The following is a 17,409-nucleotide window of genomic DNA, read 5'->3' as shown; positions in this document are numbered from 1 at the left end:
CTCTAAAAGGAGTGATTCCCATGAATTCTAGAAGGAGACGGAACGAAATTTTGGAGGAAGTCCGCCGCAACGGCAGCGTTCTTGTCGAGAATTTAGTGGATCAGTATCAATTGTCCGTCGAAACGATCCGCAGGGATTTGCGCATTTTGCATGAAAAAGGACTGGTTCGCAGAAATTATGGCGGCGCTGAGCGAAGGGAAAAAACAACATGGGAAATGCCATATACGCAGCGTATTAATTATAATCTCGAGCAGAAAGAGGCGATCGCCAGAGAGGCGATTCATCTCTTAGAGGACGGCGACAGCGTTTTTTTGGACGGGAATACGACGGGACTGGCCGTCTCTCGGCTAATCCCTGCGGACAAAGAATTAGTCATCGGGACGAATTCGATTATGGTTGCCTTTAACCTGGTACAGAAGAATAGCCGATCCCAAGTGTTTATGGTAGGCGGCGAGGTGGATCAGAGCGGATTGACGTCAGGGCATAGGCTTCATCAAGAGCTGAAGCAGTATCGTTTCGATAAAGCTATGTTTTCATGCGCTGGGGTTATGCAGCAAGGCTTGTATTTCTCTAAGGTGGAGCCGCAGAGTGTAGCTCAGAGGCTTTCAGACCAAGCTCGTCAGCTCATATTATTGGCTGATTCTTCAAAAATGAACCAGAGCGCCTTCTTATTCGGAATGGAAGTCAAAAGAATCAGCGTGCTTATTACCGACGATGGTATTTCGCTCCCCTTTCTGGAGAAGCTGCGCGAAATGATACAGAAAGTGATCGTCGTGAAAATGGAGGAGCAGAAGCGGGTGTGAATGATACACAGAAAGGAATTGCCATGACGAAGAAAAAACTGTTTGTCTTTTGCCTGGATGCGCTGTGTTCCATGGATATTGAATTGATGAGAACGATGCCGAACTTTAAATTCATGTTTGAGCAAGGTTCTTGGGTAACTCATATGCATTCTATTTATCCTTCCGTTACTTACCCATGCCACTGCTCCATTGTTACAGGAAACTATGTCGAGAAGCACGGCATTCCCCACAATGAAATCGTCAAAGCCGGCGACCAGAATGCCCCGTGGTACAACATGAGGCAAGATGTTCAGTCGAAGACTTTGTTGGATTACGCCAAAGAAAATGGATTTTCGACCTGCTCTTTAAGCTGGCCTGTATCGGGCGGGGCTGATTATGATTTGAACATGCCGATGATTGTGCCGATTGGCTATAATGGCCCTAACCCGGAGCAGTTTTTTGAGAGCACGGCCACAGCGGAGCTGGTGGAACGCTATTTTCCTAGGTACGGACATCATTTGATTGGTGAAGACCGCAGCCTGGATCGGTACACGATGGGTTTGGCTACGGAAATTATTAAAGATTATCGTCAGCCGGATGTCATGCTGGTCAAAATGTGCGATCTCGATACCGTGCGTCATCGATACGGCGTCATGAACGGTCATGTCATCGAGCAGCTGCACAAGCATGATGCGGAATTCGGAGTTTTGGTTGAACAGATTAGAAAGCACGGCGACTTTGAGAATACCGATTTCGTCATTCTGGGCGACCACGGTCAAACGGATATCGATCACGTATTGAACTTCAATATTCTATTGAAGCAAGCCGGATTCATTTCCGTGGATGAGAACGATCAATTGATCGACTATGACGCCTATTGCCATTCTGTCGGCATGTCGGCATGGATCAGCCTTAAAGATCCGTCCGATGAAAAAATGAAGCAGAAGGTCCATGAATTCCTCCTTTCCGTTAAAGCGGATCCCAAATACGGACTAGGCCATGTATTTACGAAGGAAGAGGTTCGCGAACAATATAAATTAACGGGACCCTTTGAATTCGTGATTGAAGGTGAAGCAGCCATCTCGTTCGGGAATACTCTATCGGGCGACGATGCATTCTCGGAAACGAGAGTCGGTGACTATAAGACGGCCAAAGCTTCGCACGGAGGATTGCCTTATAAGGAGCAGCAAACGACATTCATTGCTTGCGGCCCAAGCGTGAAGCAGGGTGTCGTCATCGACCAAGCCAATTTGGTAGATATGGCTCCTACCATGGCAGCGATGCTTCAGTTTAAGATGCAAGATGTGGATGGCATTATACTTGATCCATTATTGAAATAATCGAAGCGTAAAAAAGAGGCTGTTCCGGATGGGGAGGCCTCTTTTCATTTTCCAAAACATGGGCTTACTGATAAGATAGGGATAAATAAATGGATCATGGAGGTGCTGTATGGCTAGAGGTCATTTTATTATTACGGGAACATCTAAAGGGATCGGCGAGCAGCTGGCAGGAATGCTGCTTGATCTCGGACACCAGGTAATCGGCATCGCGCGTGGAAACTCGGAACGCCTGCGGGGTTATAGCAATTATACCCATCGAAGCTTTGATTTAAGCGACATCATGGGAGTCGATGTCCTGCTTAAAGAGATTGTTCATGAAGTGAATATAGTTGACTCGGAAATATTTTGCCTGATTAATAATGCGGCCATGCTAGAGCCGTTAAAGCCAATCGAACGCTGTACCGCCCAGGAAATCCAACAGCATCTGCAAGTCAGCCTGGCTGCCCCGATGGTCGCAACCTCCAGCTTTATCCGCTATACCGAATACATAGACATCAGAAGAAAAATCATCAACATCACTTCCGGTTCAGGAACGTACCCCGCACCGGGTATGAGCGCGTATTGTACGGCTAAAGCCGGGATCAATATGTTCACTCAGTGCGTTGGAGCGGAGCAAGCGAATCAGCCTCGCCCCGTGGAGATCATTGCCGTAGACCCGGGAATGGTGGAAACACAGCTGCAAGCGGCTGCCCGGGGGAAAGATGAGGAGGACTTCGGGATGGTTAAGTATTTCAAACAGGCTTACGAGTCAGGCCAGGTTCAGCCGGCGGAAGAGCTCGGCAGGTATTTGTTGAAAATCATCGAGAACGAATATCCTGCTGGAGAGCTTGTCCACTACACGCACGCTGAACTTTAAGAAACCTGTCTTCGGCAAAAAAAGGAGAGATCTCGATTGGAAATCTATTATAATGAATTTTTAATATCGGATCATAAAGAACGGCTGGACATAAACGTGATCAAAGGCTATTTAGCAAGAAGTTATTGGGCGAATCAGAGGTCGGCAGACAGGATTGAGAAGTCCATCGACAATTCGGTATGCTTCGGCATTTATAAGGGATCGGTACAGGTGGGGTTTGCCCGGGTAGTCACAGACGATGCCACCATGTACTGGTTGTGCGACGTGTTTATAGACGAGGATTACAGAGGGCAGGGGCTCGGCAAGAAACTAGTCGAAGCCATCACGGAGTCGGAACGGTTTCGGAATCTGATGGGACTGCTCGGCACTCGGGATGCCCATGAGCTGTACGAGCAGTTTCATTTTATACGGGATCACGACAGGTTCATGAGAAGGGCTCCGCGATAATCCCTGTAACAAAGAAAACAAAGCTTGCGGGCAAAAAAACCAGCTTTAGAAAAACAGCAATCATCCTGTTTCCTCCATATGAAAAATATAATGTATCTTCTCCGCAAGCAATTCCATTCAAGTTCCGAGCCCTGCTCGGTATACTTTTTTTGTAAGCGATTACATCACTGCATTTGGGATTGAGGAGGCTAAAGGATGACCAGAAAGGGAGTTTTTCCGTTGTTTCTATCATTGCTCATGATTTGGATGAGCATTCCGGGCGTATCCCCTCGGGCAGCTGCTGCGGCAGGCAGCTTGAGCCAAGGAACCCAGGATAAGCTGATTTTGCATTATGACATGAAAAATGTCTCCGGAAGCACGGTCATCAGCAGCGTGACGACCAGTGTCTACCATGGTGAGTGGATCAATCCACAGCAGGCCCGGCTCGTGCAAGAGGCTGGTTACGGGTATATCGATTTTGCAGGGGGAACCACGGCACAGTCTTATATCTCCATCCCGGGGGGAGTGCTGAACGGGCTGACGGATCTGACCGTCTCAACGCTTGTGAACTGGAATGGCAATCATCCCGCTGAATGGTTGTTTGCGCTTGGCCAGGACAGCAGCAAATATATATACGTTACGCCGAAGTACAATTCCGACAGCAGTGCCCGGCTCGGCATCGCCACTGACGGCTGGAGGAATGAAAGCTCCGCGAGAACCGGAACGCTTGCAGCGGACGGCTGGAAGCTCGTTACTGCCGTAGTGTCGGGAACGAACGGTACGCTGACATTGTACATTGACGAAGTCCAGGCCGCCGTAGGCTCGACGAATGGCATTACCCTGGCGGATATCAATTCTGCTGGGGGCATCAGCGGCTTTATCGGCAAATCGTTTTATGCAGATACGGCGAATGATCCTTACTTTGGCGGAAAAATAGCCGATTTCCGCATTTACAACGAGGCGCTCGGCGCTTCCGAAATTGCACAATTAAATGCGGAGGCCGCGGCAAAAATTCAGCTTATCGAAGGAACTCAGCCGCCCGCGTCTGCAAGTGCGCAGCCAATTCTGCATTATGATATGAAGACGACGCGTTCGTCCGGCAGTGACACGATTCTCCAAGACGTGTCGGGAAGCGCCGTCACCTTTGACGGGCTATTTAGGAATCCGCAGAACGGCCAGCTCGTCTCCAACCATGAAGCTGGATTTGCCGCTTTCAACGGCGGAAGCTCGGCATCGAACAGCGGATTTATTGAGATTCCAAAGGGGAGCGACGGCTCGGACTTGTTAAGCGGACTGGATGCCGTGACCGTATCCGCATTGGTCAACTGGGATGATGACGGGACGAACCGCTGGATTTTCGGATTAGGGACCGTGACGGATGACGCGGAATACGGCAATAAATATTTTTTTGCCACGCCGCGCCATGGCAGTGATAACACCGCTGCAGCGGGGATTTCCAAAGCCGGCTGGCGGAACGAAGCGCTGATCAAGGGAGCGCCTCGCTTGCAGCCCGGCGCATGGAAGCTGGTTACGACCGTGTTCTCGGAAGCCGCGAATACGATTGTTCTATATGTGGACGGCGTGAAGGTCGCATCGGGATCGGCCAAGGGAATCAAGCTCTCGGAGATTATCGACCCGAATGCCGCATTTTCCGGCTTTATCGGCAAATCGATTTTTAAAGCGGACAGCTTATTTAAAGGGCGGATCGGCGATTTCCGGGTATACGGCGGAGCACTGACCGATCAAGAAGTAGCCGGTTTGTACACGGAAGCGGCGGGCCGCATGGCTGCGATTCGAGAGTTGGTCGTGGGCGATGCCTATGCTTCGCTGAATATCGCCGATTATTTGGGCGCCGGTGATGCCGGGATCGATGCGGTGACTAGAAGCTTGGCCTTGCCATCTAAAGGCAAGCATGGCGTGAATATCGCCTGGAGCTCCGATCATCCAGGTGTCATTGCTCCTGATGGTACGGTAACCCGTCCGGCGATACATGCGGGAGATCAGGAGGTGCAGCTGACGGCTGCAATTGCCTATGAAGGCTTAACCGCACACAAGACGTTTACGGTCAAGGTGCTGCAGGAATACACGCCTGTGCAGAAGGTCGCGCTCGATGCGGCCAGCCTGGAAGTCGTCAATATGCACAATATTAAAGGAAATATCAGGCTGCCTGTAACGGGCGAACAAGGCTCCGATATTACGTGGATATCCAGCCATCCGCATATTATTAAAGGCACTGCGGAAGCGTCCGCGTCCGGCGATGCGACCCAGCTAGGCAGAGTTGACCGTCCCGCGGCAGATACCGCTGTATCATTAACGGCAACGGTAAGCCAGGGAGGGGAGAGCGCATCAAGAACCTTCGATTTAACGGTGAAGAAGGCCGTCGGGCCGGTAGACTATGACGCCTATTTCTTCTCTTATTTCACAGGAGAATATGAAGGCGGCGAGGAGATCTCCTTTGCTGTCGCTGAGGATCCTTTAAAATGGCGTTCGCTGAACAACGGGCAGTCCATCCTTCAATCGACGATGGGGGAGAAGGGGCTCCGGGATCCGTTTGTCATCCGCTCGCCGGAAGGGGATAAATTCTACATGCTGGCGACAGATTTGAAAATGGGCGAGAGCACCAATTTCGATCAGGCGCAAATCACCGGCAGCCACTACATGATGGTGTGGGAATCGGACGATCTCGTCAACTGGAGCGAGCAGCGAATGGTCGAGGTTGCTCCGAAAAAGGGCGGCAACACCTGGGCGCCGGAAGCTTTTTACGATAAAAATACAGGGGATTATGTCGTGTTCTGGGCCTCTTCCATGAAAGTGGAGGATACCTACGGCAAATATCCTAACGGGCGGCCGGCGGGGCAGTATAACGTCATGTACTATGCAACGACCCGGGATTTCCATTCCTTCTCCGAGCCGAAGGTGTATATCGACGAAGGCTTTCCAACGATCGATACGACCTTCATCGAGCATAACGGTACGCTGTACCGGTTCACGAAATCCGAGGTCGGCTACAAAGTGTATTACGAGAAGGCGCCGCATATTTTCTACGACCGCGATGGCGTAGCGCCTGAGCTGAACGGCTACCAATTCGAGCCGATCGCCGGGACGAGAAGCGGCAATCAGGGGCTCATCGGGCATGCTGGCAACAATGAGGGCCAGACGGTGTTCAAAGATATTCGCGAGGACAAATGGTACTTATTCCTCGATTCTTGGCCGTACCATGTCCGCGTGTCTACCGATCTGGAGGACGGGAACCAGTTCAAGAATAATCTCCTCCCCAGCTCGGATTATGCGCTGCCGCCGGGCCCTCGCCACGGGACGGTAATCCCGATAACGCGGGCTGAATATGACGCGCTGCAAGCGGCGTACAGGATTCCCGGTCCAGCGCCTGCCGACCAGCCGGTGGTTCATTATACCTTCGACCCGGCCGACATTTCCGGTAAGACGGTCAAGGACGTATCCGGGGGCGGTCATGATGCCGAGCTGGTAGGCGGGGCGGCAGTTGTGACGCAGGATGTCGTCGGCGGAGCAGGCGGGGCTGTTCAGCTTGACGGCCGCACGGGTTACGTCCGGCTTCCAGACAATCTGATTCAAGATCTGAACCTGGAGCAGGCGACGCTTTCGGCCTGGGTAAAGGCAGGTAAAAATCAGGCCAATCAGCGGATTTTTGATTTTGCTTCGGAAACAGGCCGGGCGGTGAATCGAAATACGATGTATTTAAGCACCCAGGGGGATAGCGGCAATTTGGAATTTGCGGTCATTACTCCGTTTACGGAGAAATTTGCGGGCGAGTCCGCTGCGCTGGGAGCGAATTATAAATATGCCTTACAAGCTCCTCGCATAACCGCAGGCGCATGGCACCATGTGGCCGTAACCATCGAGGGTTTTGATGCGGTACTGTACGTGGACGGAGTCGAGGCGGCAAGAAGCTCCACCTATAACGTCGAGCCGAGAATGCTGCTGGAGACGACGATGAACTATATCGGCAAATCGAGAAGCGGAGCTCATCCGTTGTTTGACGGCAAATTCGATGACTTCAGAATTTACAACCGGGCTCTGACCGCAGCGGAAATAACGGCCTTGGCCAGCGAAGCGGTGGATGAACCGGCAGAGCAGCCTTCGAACGCAGAGAAAATATTACACTACGATATGAGCCGGATCGAAGGGACAACGGTGAAGGATCAGGCAGGGCGTTTTGACGGCACCTGGGTGAACCCGCAGCAGTCGGAATGGCTTCACAATGCGGGCGCGGGGGCCCTGAACTTTACGGGCGGAAGCACCAGCTCCTATGTAGAAATACCGCCGGGCGTCCTCAAGGGGTTGACCGATATTACGGTATCTTCCCTGGTGCAATGGAAAGGCGGGCAATCGGCGGAATGGATTTTTGCGCTGGGGCAGGACAGCAACAAATACTTGTTCGTGACTCCGAAGCGCAATTCCGGCGACGGTTCGGCGAGGCTTGGATTAGGGATTACAAGCTGGAGTAATGAAGCGGGGGCCAACGCGGCCACGGGCTCGCTGAAGGCGGACGAGTGGAAGCTGGTGACGGCGGTGATGTCGGGAGCCGACGGGACGTTAACGCTGTATATTGACGGGGTGGAGGTCGCAACGGACTCTACGAAGGGATACACATTGGCCCAGATCGACAATGGATCCGGACGCAGCGGTTACGTTGGCAGATCGTTCTACGCGGCCGACCCGTATTTCGGCGGCATGATTGCCGACTTCAGAATCTATGACGGTGCGTTGACAGCTGCGGAGGTCAGGGCTCTGCAGGAAGAGGTGAAGGCGAAAGCGGCGGGAATCCGCGAATTAACTTTGCAGCAGGCAGCCGAACGGTTGGACTACAATCATTTTTTGAATAAGAACATCAGTAAGGATCAAATTATGACGAACCTGTCTTTTCCGGAAAAAGGAGAGTTCGGCGCTAAAGTCACCTGGAAATCGCAAAACGAAGCCTTGATCACAAATCAAGGCGAAGTCATCAGACCGGCGCATGAACAGGGCAGCCAGACCGTCGACTTGATCGCTACGCTGTCCGACGGGCCGTATTCGCTCACCAAGAGATTTACGGTTACGGTTGTGAGCAAATCCTCGGACGCAGAGGCGGTGCGGGCAGACGCGGAGGCGTTAAAAGTTCATAACATTAACGATGTCAGAGGTCATTTGACCTTGCCGACCGCAGGCGCGAACGGTTCAACGATTACATGGGTTTCCGAGCATCCGGGAATGGTAACGCCGACCGGCGAAGTGACCCGTCCGGCGCATGGCAGCGGTGATGCCGCCGTGAAGCTGACTGCAAGGATCACGCTCAATCAGGAGGAGCTGACGAAGGCGTTCCTCACGGTAGTCAGGGAAATGCCGGCCCAAGAAGATTACGCCGCTTATGTATTTACTTATTTTACAGGCGAGGGCAAAGCAAACGGGGAGCAGATTTACTTTGCGCTCAGCGAAGGCAACGATCCGCTGCATTGGAGAGAGCTGAATAATGGGAATCCGGCGCTGATCTCCAATTTGGGCGAAAAAGGGCTCCGCGATCCGTTCATCATCCGTTCTCCTGAAGGAGATAAATTTTATCTGATTGCGACCGACCTGAGGATTTATGGCAACGGCGACTGGCACCGCTCGCAAACGGCAGGCAGCCGATCGATTATGGTATGGGAATCGCGGGATTTGGTCCATTGGTCGGAGCAGCGTATGGTAGAAGTCTCACCTCCGGAGGCGGGCAATACATGGGCGCCGGAAGTGATTTATGACCGTACGACCGGTGAATACGTGGTGTTCTGGGCTTCGAAGCTGTACGACGATGAGGAGCAGCGCAAGAATGGCGCGACCCATCAACGTATGGTTTATGCGAAAACGAGAGACTTCTATACCTTTACAAAGCCTGAAATTTACATGGATTACGGTTATTCGATCATAGATACGACGATGATTGAGCAGGGTGGGAACATCTACCGCTTCACTAAGGATGAGCGGGGCAATTCCGCGTCAGCTCCGAACGGCAAATATATTTTCCAGGAGGTCGGGAATTCAGTATTCGATCCGGACTTCCGCTTGATCCGCGAAGGTGTGGGTAAAGGGACGATAGGCCATACCGAGGGGCCAACGATATTTAAATCCAATACCGAGAACAAGTGGTATCTCTTCCTGGACGAATTCGCACAGCGCGGTTACGTTCCGCTGGAGACCACGGATTTGGAATCCGGTATTTGGACGATGCCGGCGTCGTATTCGCTGCCCTCCAGTCCGCGGCATGGCACCGTTATTCCGATTACACAGTCGGAATACGAGCGGATCCGGCAGCAGGTGCCGGGCGTTGAACAACCTGGCACGGATATTAAAGTGACGGGTGTGACGCTGAGCCCGGCAAAAGCGGAGGCAGTTATAGGCGAGCGGGTGCGCTTAACGGCCGCGATTGCGCCGGTCGATGCCGCTGATCATACGGTGGTTTGGTCGAGCAGTGATGAGACGATCGTCACAGTCAGTACGGATGGCACCATTACGGCAGTGAAGGAAGGCGCCGCCTATGTGACGGTAACGACCGTCGATGGCGGGCATATGGCGGTTAGTGAAATCATCGTGAGACGTCCTTCCAGCGGTGGAGGCGGAAACGGCGGCGGCAGCTCTGGCGGCGGAAGCGGAGGTGCTTCGCCCGGCGGGACGGCAAATCCAGGCAAGGATGATGGTAAAGCGCCTAATCCTGAACTGGATTCGGAATCCGGGCAATCCCCAGGTAAAGTACCAGGCACCGGACCGAAGCCGGATCATGAACCGCAGCAGCCAGCGGGCAACAGCCCATTCAAGGATGTGCAGAGCCATTGGGCGTCGAGTGCCATTCAGCGGCTGACGGAAAAGCGGTTTATGCACGGCTACCCAGATGGTACATTTAAACCAAATCAACCGATAAGCCGGGCTGAATTTATGACGGTCATTTCGCGAATGCTTGGTTTGGAAGAAGCGCAAGGGGAATCTGTATTCAAGGATGTTCCAGCCGACGCTTGGTATAGTAAATATGTGAGCGCTGTGCATAAGCAAGGCATTGTCCAAGGCTATGCAGACGGTACGCTGAAGCCGCAGCAGGCCATTACGAGGGAGGAAGCATTTGCGATTCTCTATCGGGTCGGGCAAGTCCAGAAGGATAGCCTGGTTGCAAATAGCCTCAGCTTGGATGCACCAGGACGCAGTAGCATCAATGAAGCGGCTTTTGCAGACCAGGATGAAATTTCCGCATGGGCAAAAGAAGCGCTCGCCGCGCTGCATGAAGCGCAAATGCTGCACGGCTATCCCGACGGCACGATCAAGCCGAAGGACAGCATCACTCGTGCCGAAATCGCGGTGGTATTATCCAAGCTGCTGGGGCTTTGATTCATGATAGTGAAGCATTAGCTGTCAAAGGCGGGGAATGGATCATTTCGTATGGTCCCTCCCGGCCTTTTTTGTTTACGCTTCGCGCGGGACTGTCGTCTATAGACTTTCATGTTTCACTAATGGCCAGCGCGCTACCCCATAGCGGTAAGCAGTACGGCGGCTGTATTGGTTACCCCGTGGACAATCATGGCGGGAACGATAGAGCCTGTCCTTTCATATGTCCAAGCTAGAATGACGCCTGCAACGAAATTGGCTGGCATCGCGTTCAAGGTCGGATAATGCGCGGCTGTAAAGATTAGCGAACTAACGATAATTGCCCATCCCGTCCCCACCCTTGTTCGCAGCCAGCGATACATGAAGCCCCGGTAGAACAGCTCTTCATACCAAGGGGAGATCACCCCTGCAGAAATCACTGCGAGGAGTACAGTGAACCAGGTGACATTCTGGTGAAGGCTTTCCATTTTACTATTATTCATCGTATTTCCAAACAAGCTGGTTAAGAGCATCGCTGCTGCGCTGAGTACGACAAGGGCCAGAATCCAAATGAGAATCCGCCCCCAATCCTTCGCCGGGAACCTGCGGAGTCCAATCTCCGCCCATGTTAATCGTTGCGGACGCAGGGCAATATAGTATAAGCCTGCCAGCAGCACGATCGCGATTGTCAGTCCGGTAAGCATACCTGAATATAGCGGGTTGCCCAGCCAGGACAAATACAAGCTCTGTGCACCGTATTTCACCACAGCCATCACGAAGACGAATTCAAGCAGCAGGAGAAACACGAATTCTCTCCAGGACCATGCATCGTTTGTTTTCCATCCAGTCATTCTGTTCATAGAATAATCCCTTCCAGTCTCTTCCTGTGATATAATTTGCATTATAAAAGGTGACGTAACGTAACTTTCAAGCTTTTTTTGCAGGAGGCAGGCAATGACTAGATGGACGACCGGACAAGTATCCAAATTGCGGAATATCTCGGTACGCACGCTGCGCTACTATGATCAGATCGGGCTGCTGACGCCAAGCCTGAGACAGGATAACGGCCGCCGTTACTATTCCGAAGAAGATTTGTTTATTCTCGAAAAAATCATGCTGCTCAAATCGCTGTCCCTTTCGCTGGAGGACATTCAGAAGGTGCTCGGCCAGCTTTCCCTGCGGGACATCCTGATCGCCCATCACCATCATTTGCAGGAGGAGCTTGCTGCTATGCAGGCCAGCATTGCGAATACAGCTTCGCTCATTAATATGCTGGACCTGGAAGGGGCTCTCCCTTGGGAGCGAGTCACCGCTCTCGTTCAGAACGCACAGGCTGGCACGAAGAAATGGGTCGATTACTTTGCTGAGGAGGAGCGGGAGTTTCTGCGAAAGGCTTTGCCCGCTTTGGAGAGCGGAGATCGCGCCACCCAGCAGTACGTATCGCTGCTTCGGCGGATCGAGCATTGCGTGAAGCATGCCATTTCTCCGGATTCGGAGGAAGCTTACGCGCTGGCGTGCGAGCTGATCGAGCTTTCGGATGAAACCTTTGGGGGAGACGCCGAGCTGATGGACCGGTTCTGGGAAGTGCGCAAGCGGCCTGCTGAGGAAACCGGGCTGTATCCTGTGTCGCCTGAGGTTCTGGATTTTGTGGAGCAGTCGATATCATTTGCGCTGAAGAAGAGTGAAGATTATTGAAGATTCAACACCTATAATCGTTCATTTGTAAATGTTAGAAATCCAGTTAGTCGCAGCATCAATCTGCCCTCGTTGATTCAGAAAAGTGATATTTGTCGATCCGGCGCATGCCTTTTTCTGGTAAAATGGACAGTGCGGCAACTAGACTGGCATCTTGCGGAAATTTTATCGTATAACATGCAGGGGCAGACACCGGATGCATCGTCTATTTATTGAGATATAAGAATTTATAAGCTTCACCCTTATACAAGGCTTATATTTCTATGCGAAACGTAGTTGTGCCGTCCATGGGCGGCGTCAGCCGTTTACGCTTGAGAGATTCATATAAAAGGAGTGGAGAACTTGCTTCGTGTAGAGGGCTTGTCCCATGCTTTCAAGAATGGCGGCGAGACCACGCTTGTTCTGCAGAACATCAATTTTCATGTCCGCAAGGGCGAGATGATTGCGCTGCTGGGCAGCTCGGGCTCAGGAAAGTCGACCCTGCTCAATCTGATGGCGGGGCTGATGAAGCCGACCGAAGGCGAAATATATATCGCCGATCATAACATTGTGAAGATGAACGAGAACAAGCTGGCCGAGTTCCGTCGCGAGCATATCGGTTTTATATTTCAAGCTTATGAGCTGCTGCCGAATTTGACGGTGCGTGAAAATATTGAGATGCCGCTTGTCTTTCAATCTACCCGCCCCTCCGTCCGCAAGCAAAAAGCGCTGCAGCTGCTCGAGCAGGTCGGCATCCCGGACAAGGCCGAACTGTTCCCGTCCCAGCTGTCGGGCGGACAGCAGCAGCGGGTCAGCATTGCTCGGTCGCTGATTACCGAGCCTTCGGTCATCTTCGCCGACGAGCCGACCGGGAATCTGGATACGAAGACGGAGGAAGAAATTTTGGCGATCCTCAAGCGGCTTAACCAGACGATGAACACCACCTTTATTATTGTCACGCATGAGCGCGAGGTGGCGCAGCAAACACAGAAAATTATTACGCTGCGGGACGGGCAGCTCCAGACATCACAGCCGGCTGTAGATCCGCAAGCGGAAGCAGAGGGGGTACAAGCTTGAGAATCAGCGATCTGACAAGGCTGTCTTGGGATCAGGTGCGACGGCGCAAAGTCGTGACCATGCTGTGCGCAGCCGGCTTGTCCATAGGCTGTGCCGCAATTATATTGGCGATGAGCATCGGCGAATCGACACAACAGATCGTCGAATCCGAGCTGAACAGCTTTCTGAAGATGGATGAGATTACGGTCATGCCCAATTCCGGCGCCATGCCGGGCCAGGACAACCCCGACCAGGCTAGCGAAGAGGCGAATAACCGCGGGCTGCTGACGGATCAGAAGCTCGAGGTTATGCGCAACATGAAGCATGTAACGGCTGTCGCGCCATATCAGACATTCGATCATTTGGCAATGACGACAGCGGACAGCAAGGAGGGCTACGTCGAAGTGGTCGCTACGGATCTGACCCGGCTCAAGGACTTTGGCGAGACCTTCGCGCAGGGTAAGGCCGACAGCGTTGATATCAATTCAGTTGTGCTCAGTTACGGGGCCACGATGGGCTTGATGGATGAGGAGACTAGAAACAAACTGTATGAAGCAATGGAACGTTCAGGATATGATCGAAGCTCACAGGAGCAATACCGCAATATGATGGTCATACCGACAGCCATGTACCAGACGCAAATTCAGCTCGTGAAGTATGATGAAAATGGCAAACAGCTAACGAGCGCTCCCTTGCAGGTCATTGGCGTGCTGAAGAAACCCAAGGGCCGCAGCGATATTTCCATCGCCCAGGACAGCAAGATTTACATCTCAATCGAAACGGCCGAGCAGCTGCGAAAAGAGCTGATGCCTTCCTCGGTGCAAAGCAGCACACCTACATATAACTCGGTTAAAGTGAAGGTAGACGCGGAGCAGAACGTAAAGCAGGTCGAGGAGCAGCTGCAGCGGCTTACCGTATCGACACAGTCGAATCTGCTGCAGAAAGAGCAGCTGGAGGAGCAATTCGCCGTGTTCAAGGCGATTGCGATCGGTGCGGGCGTCTTTATTTTGATCATCGCCTCGATCTCCATTATTGTCGCCATGACGATGTCTACCTATCAGCGCCGCCGGCAGATCGGCATTATGAAGGTACTGGGGGCCAACCTGTCCCAGATCCGCAATATGTTCATTGTTGAAGCAGCCTTGCTCGGCTTCCTGGGAGGGCTGCTGGGCATTATGTTTTCCTACTGGATCGTATGGGGAATCAACGCACTCATTTTGTCATTGAATAGCGGGGAGTCGGATATATCGATTTTTATCCCGTATACAGCCATTCCGGTCGGGTTGGCCTTTGCGATCATGACAGGCATTATATCGGGCATTTATCCGGCGGTCAGCGCATCGCGGACGGATGCTTTAACCGCGATCAAGCGGGATTAAAGAGTCAATATCCGTTCCGCATGGCACAAGATGCTCCGCCAAGACGGTGCAACCGAGGGACGCGGGGCTGCATACAGAGTCGTACACGGCCTCGCCGCTGCCAATTCCAAGTGGTATGAGAGAAGGAGAGCAGGGAAAGTGAAGAAAAAAATAAAATGGATTATTATCGCCATCATTCTTGCCGGAATCAGCTATTTGCTGTATTCCATGTCGAAGCCTGCCCAGGTCGCCGATCCGGGAATGGAGCCCCAAGCCATCACATTCCAGGCAACGAAAGAGACGCTGGTTCACACGATACGGGTCAAGGGAAAATCGCTGTATGAGCAGGAGACGCCGGTCTATGCTCCGTTCAGCTCCAAAGTAACGGAATGGAAGATCGAGGACGGCCAGCAGGTCAAAAAAGACGATGTGCTGTTCAGGCTGGATCAGACCGATCTGCAGAACCAGATTACACGTGAGGAAGCGGAGCTTCGCAAAGCCGAGCTGGAAACCCAACTGCAGTCTTTTGTCGCAGAGTTCGACACCGAGACGGCAGGAGCCGAACTGACCGATGAGAACCGCAAAAAATTGCTCGCCAACCGGGAGAGTGCGCGGCTGTCGAAGGAGCTGGAGGACGTGCGCATTTCAATTCAGCGTCAGGAGCTGCAGCAGAAAAAGCTGAAGCTGCAGGATTCCGAATTCCGCGCTCCGGCTGCAGGCATCTTCTTGTTCGATTCGGAAGCGAAGAAGCCGCAAGCGCTTAGCGACAATCAATATATTGGCAAGATTGTCGATCTGAACAAGCTGCAATTTACCGCCCTCGTCGGGGAGCAGGATGTATTCCGGATCAAGCCGGATATGAATGTGAAAGTGACAATGAGCGCGATGAAGGATGTGCCGTTGACCGGAACTGTGAAGCATGTCTCCAAATTTGCCAAGACGGGAACCGACCAGGACAGCTTGAATAAAGCGGCGCAATTCGAGGTCACCATCTCTCTTGAACCAAGCGAGTACCTGATTGCCGGGCTGTCGCTCACCGGCGACATCGAGACTAGCCGCAAGGAAAATGTGTTGGCTCTTCCGTCGATCGCCGTCATGCGCGATCAGACCTCCGCCTATGTCATGCTGGATAAAGGATCGGGTCAATACGAACGCAGAGATATCAAGACAGGCCTGGAGACAACGGATAAAACCGAGGTGTTGGAAGGCTTGAAGGAAGGCGATACGGTCGCCCTGCAATAAGTGCCGGGCAGCGCTCCATTTACTTCAGATGAACCTGGCAGACAGCTGTCTGGTTTATACTATATATAAGTTGAACTAAAGAAGCAGCAGTGACTGGCCAGAGTGTGACATGTTCTGGAGAAGCGAAGCGTCCGCCTTTGTTCACGGACAATCATCAGATCGACAGGAGGATTAATTATGGCTAAGCATCACAGACGAGGAGCAACATTGATTCAAGAGGTCAACCGCACCGAGGTCCCCTTCGGGACGCTGGCGGTATGGTTTCTTGGGCAAGAGAGCGTAATTATCAAGGGTGACGGAGTAACGGTCTATGTCGATCCTTATGTATCGGATCACCTGGATTTACCTCGTACTTACCCTGCGCCGATCATCCCTGAGGATATTATCGGGGCTGACCTTTGCTTGATTACGCATGAGCACGTAGATCATATGGATGCAGGCACGCTGCCTGTTTTTCACCGGCAAAATAAAGAGGCGATCATCATGGCTCCGGCCTGCTGCAAATCGGATTTGCTCGACATGGGCGTAGGGGCATCACAGATTTTAGAGGCGGATGATAGCCGACCAGCCGAGCTATTCTCTAAAATCAAAATAACGACTATTCCCGCAGCCCACGAAGAGCTGGACAAGGATGCAGAAGGGAAGCCCCGTTATGTGGGGTATGTTATCGAGTTGAATGGAGTCACGCTGTATCATGCCGGGGACACGGTGCTGTTCCCTGAATTGGTCGAGCGAATGAGCGCTATACAGCCGGATCTTGCCCTACTTCCGATTAATGGAGCTGATTATTTCCGCAGAGAGCGGGAAATTGTCGGCAACATGAACTATAGGGAAGCGGCCGAGTTCGCGGTTCGTATCGGTGCGGAGACGGTTATTCCGCTGCATTATGATGTGTTTGCGGGGAATGCGGAGAAGCCCGGCTACTTCGTGGACTATCTCTATGAGCACTTCCCTGAGCAAAAATGCCATGTCATGGCTCGCGGCGAGCGGTTTGTGTATGTGAAGGGCAGCGCCTTCCTTCGGTAGCGTTGTGTACTTGTAGGGAGCGGCGTTCCTTCTGTAGCGTTGTGTGCTTGTAGGAGCGCCGTTCCTTCGGTAGCTTTGTACGTGTAGGGCAGCGTCTTTCTCAGCTTTGTGTACGTGAAAGGAGCCTCTTCCTACGGCAGTAAGGTTGGTGTGGGGATTGAGCAGGCCATAGATCAAGTGGATCGCCGATCCATTTGGTATGTTGACTTATGGACGCTCAATCCAAGCTCATTTGTCGAGCAAATGCACTGAAGGTTCAAGCATGGTGTTAGGCCAAGTATATTGTTGGGCCGGCACGCTGCTGGCTA

At 52.4% G+C, this 17,409-nt stretch carries 11 protein-coding genes; 10 read left to right on the top strand and 1 reads right to left on the bottom strand.

What is annotated here, in order from left to right; genetic code table 11:
- Nucleotides 1–20: 20 nt before the first annotated feature.
- From GNP95_RS22155 to GNP95_RS22135, 5 genes are all read left to right on the top strand, one after another.
- Nucleotides 21–803, top strand: a complete 783-nt coding sequence (locus GNP95_RS22155) for a DeoR/GlpR family DNA-binding transcription regulator (RefSeq protein ID WP_155613015.1) — start codon at nt 21–23, stop codon at nt 801–803.
- Between the two features lie 23 nt (nt 804–826).
- A complete protein-coding gene (locus GNP95_RS22150) occupies nt 827–2,122 on the top strand; it encodes an alkaline phosphatase family protein (RefSeq protein ID WP_155613014.1) in 1,296 nt (431 codons plus the stop codon).
- A gap of 109 nt (nt 2,123–2,231) precedes the next feature.
- Complete coding sequence (locus tag GNP95_RS22145) at nt 2,232–2,978, top strand: SDR family NAD(P)-dependent oxidoreductase (protein ID WP_155613013.1); 747 nt, start codon at nt 2,232–2,234, stop codon at nt 2,976–2,978.
- 36 nt (nt 2,979–3,014) lie between these two features.
- Nucleotides 3,015–3,425, top strand: coding sequence for a GNAT family N-acetyltransferase (locus GNP95_RS22140; RefSeq protein WP_155613012.1), 411 nt, complete (start codon nt 3,015–3,017; stop codon nt 3,423–3,425).
- Nucleotides 3,426–3,620: 195 nt separating this feature from the next.
- Nucleotides 3,621–10,769, top strand: coding sequence for an immunoglobulin-like domain-containing protein (locus GNP95_RS22135; protein ID WP_155613011.1), 7,149 nt, complete (start codon nt 3,621–3,623; stop codon nt 10,767–10,769).
- A 134-nt stretch (nt 10,770–10,903) separates the two neighbouring features.
- Here the strand turns inward: GNP95_RS22135 and GNP95_RS22130 are convergent, their stop codons facing one another.
- Complete coding sequence (locus GNP95_RS22130) at nt 10,904–11,605, bottom strand: CPBP family intramembrane glutamic endopeptidase (RefSeq protein ID WP_155613010.1); 702 nt, start codon at nt 11,603–11,605, stop codon at nt 10,904–10,906.
- A 94-nt stretch (nt 11,606–11,699) separates the two neighbouring features.
- Here GNP95_RS22130 and GNP95_RS22125 point away from each other — a divergent pair, with 94 nt between their 5' ends.
- The 5 genes from GNP95_RS22125 to GNP95_RS22105 all read left to right on the top strand — a co-directional run bounded on the left by GNP95_RS22125 (nt 11,700) and on the right by GNP95_RS22105 (nt 17,101).
- On the top strand, nt 11,700–12,440 hold the full coding sequence (locus GNP95_RS22125; RefSeq protein ID WP_155613009.1) for a MerR family transcriptional regulator: 741 nt from the start codon (nt 11,700–11,702) through the stop codon (nt 12,438–12,440).
- Nucleotides 12,441–12,782: 342 nt separating this feature from the next.
- Nucleotides 12,783–13,496 carry an ABC transporter ATP-binding protein gene (locus GNP95_RS22120; RefSeq protein ID WP_155613008.1) on the top strand — a complete coding sequence of 238 codons (714 nt, stop codon included), beginning with the start codon at nt 12,783–12,785 and terminating at the stop codon, nt 13,494–13,496.
- Nucleotides 13,493–14,854 (top strand): ABC transporter permease, encoded by a 1,362-nt coding sequence (locus tag GNP95_RS22115; protein WP_155613007.1) that lies wholly within the window; start codon nt 13,493–13,495, stop codon nt 14,852–14,854. The genes GNP95_RS22120 and GNP95_RS22115 overlap by 4 nt, the downstream gene beginning before the upstream one ends.
- Before the next feature lie 138 nt (nt 14,855–14,992).
- Nucleotides 14,993–16,075 carry an efflux RND transporter periplasmic adaptor subunit gene (locus GNP95_RS22110; RefSeq protein WP_330163567.1) on the top strand — a complete coding sequence of 361 codons (1,083 nt, stop codon included), beginning with the start codon at nt 14,993–14,995 and terminating at the stop codon, nt 16,073–16,075.
- A gap of 177 nt (nt 16,076–16,252) precedes the next feature.
- Nucleotides 16,253–17,101, top strand: a complete 849-nt coding sequence (locus tag GNP95_RS22105; protein WP_155613006.1) for an MBL fold metallo-hydrolase — start codon at nt 16,253–16,255, stop codon at nt 17,099–17,101.
- Nucleotides 17,102–17,409 lie beyond the last annotated feature (308 nt).

Source organism: Paenibacillus woosongensis, from assembly GCF_009725165.1.
GTDB classification, from domain to species: domain Bacteria; phylum Bacillota; class Bacilli; order Paenibacillales; family Paenibacillaceae; genus Fontibacillus; species Fontibacillus woosongensis.
The sequence above is the reverse complement of the archived record's forward strand: the minus strand, read 5'-3'. Positions and strand labels throughout refer to the sequence as shown.

Excerpts from the sequence above, each read along its gene's own strand:
- GNP95_RS22155 (WP_155613015.1), top strand. The coding sequence starts at position 21 with ATGAATTCTAGAAGGAGACGGAACGAAATTTTGGAGGAAGTCCGCCGC.
- GNP95_RS22150 (WP_155613014.1), top strand. The coding sequence starts at position 827 with ATGACGAAGAAAAAACTGTTTGTCTTTTGCCTGGATGCGCTGTGTTCC.
- GNP95_RS22145 (WP_155613013.1), top strand. The coding sequence starts at position 2,232 with ATGGCTAGAGGTCATTTTATTATTACGGGAACATCTAAAGGGATCGGC.
- GNP95_RS22105 (WP_155613006.1), top strand. The coding sequence starts at position 16,253 with ATGGCTAAGCATCACAGACGAGGAGCAACATTGATTCAAGAGGTCAAC.
- GNP95_RS22125 (WP_155613009.1), top strand. The coding sequence starts at position 11,700 with ATGACTAGATGGACGACCGGACAAGTATCCAAATTGCGGAATATCTCG.
- GNP95_RS22135 (WP_155613011.1), top strand. The coding sequence starts at position 3,621 with ATGACCAGAAAGGGAGTTTTTCCGTTGTTTCTATCATTGCTCATGATT.
- GNP95_RS22130 (WP_155613010.1), bottom strand. The coding sequence starts at position 11,605 with ATGAACAGAATGACTGGATGGAAAACAAACGATGCATGGTCCTGGAGA.